This window comes from Acidimicrobiales bacterium (assembly GCA_036491125.1).
Lineage (GTDB): Bacteria > Actinomycetota > Acidimicrobiia > Acidimicrobiales > AC-9 > AC-9.
On the sequence record DASXCO010000251.1, the window covers coordinates 1 to 3,058 of the forward strand.

The 3,058-nt window shown below is 70.1% G+C and carries 4 protein-coding genes; 1 reads left to right on the forward strand and 3 read right to left on the reverse strand.

Annotated elements, in window-relative coordinates; genetic code table 11:
• Nucleotides 1-79: 79 nt before the first annotated feature.
• A complete protein-coding gene (locus tag VGF64_19115) occupies nucleotides 80-1,039 on the forward strand; it encodes a nitronate monooxygenase (GenBank protein HEY1636873.1) in 960 nt (319 codons plus the stop codon).
• Between the two features lie 74 nt (nucleotides 1,040-1,113).
• Here the strand turns inward: VGF64_19115 and VGF64_19120 are convergent, their stop codons facing one another.
• The 3 genes from VGF64_19120 to VGF64_19130 form a co-directional block, all read right to left on the reverse strand.
• Nucleotides 1,114-1,755 (reverse strand): DJ-1/PfpI family protein, encoded by a 642-nt coding sequence (locus tag VGF64_19120; GenBank protein ID HEY1636874.1) that lies wholly within the window; start codon nucleotides 1,753-1,755, stop codon nucleotides 1,114-1,116.
• Between the two features lie 11 nt (nucleotides 1,756-1,766).
• Entirely contained in the window at nucleotides 1,767-2,243 is a 477-nt protein-coding gene (locus VGF64_19125; GenBank protein ID HEY1636875.1) for a GNAT family N-acetyltransferase, read from the reverse strand.
• Nucleotides 2,244-2,268: 25 nt separating this feature from the next.
• Nucleotides 2,269-3,058, reverse strand: a 790-nt coding sequence (locus VGF64_19130; protein HEY1636876.1) for a hypothetical protein, incomplete at its 5' end; no start/stop codon positions are given.

Consider the following 3,058-nt stretch of genomic DNA (forward strand, 5'->3'; position numbering starts at 1 on the left):
CGGTTCCGGCGGTCGTCTGGGCCGTCGCCATACTAGGTTCTCCAGTCGAACACGTTCTAGTGCCGACCCGGAGACTGGCATGGACACTGCCTTCACCCGGCTCGTCGGTTGCCCGGTGCCCCTCCAGCAGGCGGGCATGGGTGGTGTGGCAGGGCCCGACCTCGCCGTCGCCGTTGCCGACGCCGGCGCCCTCGGGATGCTCGGGATGCCGACGGTCCCGGCTGCGGGGGTAGCCGACGTCCTGGAGTCGGTACAGCAGCGGACCTCCGGTGCGGTCGGCATCAACTTCCTGATGCCGTTCGTCGACCGGGAGGCGGTCGCAGCGGCCGCCGGTCGGTGCCGGCTGGTCGAGTTCTTCTACGGCGATCCCGACCCCGCATTGGTGGCTCTCGCCCACGAGGGCGGGGCGCTCGTTGCCTGGCAGGTCGGGTGGGCTGACGAGGCCAGGGCGGCCGCCGACGCTGGCTGCGATCTCGTGGTGGCCCAGGGCGTCGAGGCGGGCGGGCACGTCCGGGGTCAGGTCGCCCTGCTGCCACTGCTCGAGGCCGTGCTGGAGGTGGTGGACGTGCCGGTGGTGGCCGCCGGCGGGATCGCCACGGCGAGGACCATGGCTGCGGTGTTGGCGGCGGGGGCGGGTGCCGCTCGGGTGGGCACCCGGTTCGTGGCGACGGCTGAGGCCGATGCCCACCCGTCGTATGTGGATGCCCTGATCGGGGCCGGGCCGGAGGACACCGTGCTCACGACGACCTTCTCGGTGATGTGGCCCGACGCGCCGCACCGGGTCCTCCGGTCCTGCGTCGAGGCCGCCAAGGCGATCGCCGACGACGTCGTGGGCGAGATGGAGCTGCCCGGGGGTGCTCGGGTGCCCGTCGCCCGCCTGAGCCCACCAGGTCCAGGACGCCATACGTCGGGAAACATCGACGCCATGGCGCTCTACGCCGGGCAGTCAGTCGGCGCCGTGCATCGCGTGGACCGCGCCGCGGACGTCGTGCGGGAGCTGGCGGAGGGTACCGAGGAGCTCCTGACGCGCCGGCACTGAGGCGGGCGCACCTCAGCTGCGCCCCAAGCGCGCCTCAGCGCGACAAGTTCGGCTTCCCAGCGCTCGGCGAGCGATCAGTCTTCGATGAGGGCGTTCTTGGCTGCGAAGGGATCCCAGTCCGGGTCCCGGTGCCACTCCAGCTCGACGCCGTCGGCCAGGTCGGCAGCCAGCTGGTCTCCGTGCAGCCGTGCGATCAGGGCCAGCGTCATGTCCATGCCCGCCGCCACCCCCGACGACGTCCATCGGTTGCGGTCCTCGACCCAGCGCGCGCTCGGTACCCACTCGACCTGTGGACCCTGCTTGCGGACCCAGTCGAAGGACCGCTTGTTCGAGGTGGCGCGGTAGCCATCGAGCAGCCCGGCGGCCGCCAGCAGGGCCGACCCGGTGCAGACCGAGGTGACCAGCTCGACCGGACGGACCCAGGCGGCCAGCCACTCCATGAACGGCCGGTCGTCGACGAGCCGGCGCGTCCCTATCCCGCCGGGGACCAGCACCACGTCCGGGCGGGGTGCCTCCCCGTAGGACTGGTGGGCGACGGCCTCTGGGCCCTGCGCGCTCCGCACGGGCGCGGCTGCCGGTCCGACGAGGCGGATCTCGAACCGATCACGAAGGATCCCGAAGAGCTCGAGTGGTCCGAACACGTCGAGCAGCTCGAAGCCATCGAACAGGACGACGGTGATGCGACGATGATTCTGGGCGTCGGCCAAGGGGGACATTGTCGCTCACCTCACCCGGCGCTGGGTGAGATCGCCAGGAACATTCGCGAAGCAGGGCCGAACCGCGTCTCGACCTCGCGATCGACGACGAAGCCGACCTTCTCGTAGAACCCGAGCGCGTGGGGGTTGGCGATCACCTCGAGCTGCGAGTACCCCCTCCGCCTCGCCGTCTCGACGACATCGAGCACCAACGCCCGCCCGACCCCTCGCTTCATCCAATCGGGATCGACAAAGAGATCCTCCAGCTCGAGGCCATCCCCGGCCACCAGCGAGGTGACGAAGCCCACGATGTTGCCGTCGGCGGTGACTGCGACCCGCGCGCGTCCCTCGCGCACGCTACGGTCCGAGAGCTCGAGCGCGTCCGGGTTGGCCAGCAGCTTCGCCCGATCGCCGTCGTTCGACAACGACGAGCGGCGAAACAACCGACGCAGGACGTCGAAGTCGTCAGGCGCGGCAGACGAGATTCGAAGGTCCAGGTTCGTGGTCACGCGCCGTCCATGATGGACCGGTCGCCTAGCCCTTCGAAGCGACCCTGCTGAGGAAGGGCGTCAGGTTGCTGAAGAAGGCGTTGTTCGGATAGGCGCCGGCGGGGTCGTTGTGGGCGTACGTGCTCTCGAAGTTCTCCAGGGTGAGATTGCTCATGGGGATCTGCGACTGCTGGGCGAGGAGCTGTGCCGCTGCGGGCACGCCCGCCCCGCCCAGGTGCGCACCAAAGGCGTAGATCAACAGGTTTCTCGGCAGGTTGTGACCCATCGTTGCGTCGACGTCGAGCACGCTTTGCGCGGGGTTCGCGTTGCCGTTGGCCACGGCCGCAGTGTCGTCGGTCAGGCGCCGCGGGAAATACCACTCGGTGCCGTCGGCGTTGTTGATGCCTGCTCCCGAGAACATCGTGGCGAAGCGGCTGATCGGAGTGAGCGCGCCCGTGCCGTCCCATCCGTGGACCGGACCGCTGGCGGCGATGCCTTGTCCGAGGTGTGCCTGCGCCGCGGCCAAGGTCGACGGCGACGTGGCCACGTTGAGGGCGTAACCGTACTGGCCGACATTGGTGACCGGAACGGTGGGAACGATCGCCGCAGGCAGGAGCCCCGAGGTCTGACCCAGCGACGGTCCGTTCGGATCGAGCAGCGCGCCAGCCGACCCGGTGCCGTTGAATATCCCGGCAAAGGGCGCGGCGATCCCGCCGAAAGCCAGCCAGGGATTGGCATTGGGGACGGCGAGCGCCTGCACCTCCTGGGTCGCCTGCTGGGCGCTCACCGGCGTCGGGCTGCTCCCGCCGTCGATGTAGACCAGGCCCGCCAGGTCG

Excerpts from the sequence above, each read along its gene's own strand:
- VGF64_19115 (HEY1636873.1), top strand. The coding sequence starts at position 80 with ATGGACACTGCCTTCACCCGGCTCGTCGGTTGCCCGGTGCCCCTCCAG.
- VGF64_19120 (HEY1636874.1), bottom strand. The coding sequence starts at position 1,755 with ATGTCCCCCTTGGCCGACGCCCAGAATCATCGTCGCATCACCGTCGTC.